This window comes from Spiroplasma endosymbiont of Lariophagus distinguendus, assembly GCF_023846195.1.
Classification (GTDB): Bacteria; Bacillota_I; Bacilli_A; order Mycoplasmatales; family VBWQ01; genus Spiroplasma_E.
This window is the reverse complement of the sequence record NZ_JALMUW010000194.1, coordinates 1-521: the sequence shown is the minus strand read 5'-3', so window position 1 is coordinate 521 and position 521 is coordinate 1. Positions and strand designations below refer to the sequence as shown.

Annotated in this window: 1 protein-coding gene; it reads left to right on the top strand. The window is 20.5% G+C overall.

Annotation, left to right across the window (positions count from 1 at the left end; all coding sequences use genetic code 4):
• A partial coding sequence (locus tag M0D11_RS06495; RefSeq protein WP_252321182.1) for an ankyrin repeat domain-containing protein occupies positions 1–521 on the top strand: 521 nt, incomplete at both ends.

The following is a 521-nucleotide window of genomic DNA, read 5'->3' as shown; positions in this document are numbered from 1 at the left end:
CAATAATTCTGATATAAATGCACAAGATGAAGAAGGATTGACTATCTTACATTATGCAGTAGATAACGGAGATCTTGAAATGGTTAAATTTTTAATTGATTATAATTTTAATTTAAATGATGATATTTTATTAGTTGATGAATTGTTTAAAGTGTTAATTAAGAGATTTAAAAATGGTGCTAATGTTAATATTAAAAATATATATGGTGATACTCCTTTACATTATGCAGTAGATAATGGTTATTTTGAAATAGCTGAATTTTTACTTAAAAATGGTGCTAATATAAATGCACAAGATAATGAAGGATTTACTCCTTTATATTCTGCAATAGATAATAATGATTTTAAAATAGTTGAATTATTAATTAAAAATTATGTTAATGTACAAATTCAATTTAATAATGGTAATACTGCTTTAAATTATGCAAAAGAAAATAACAATCTACAAATTATTAATTTATTATACAAAAAATATAAGTTACCAACATTAAATAATAATAAGAGAAAATCTGTTAAAAATC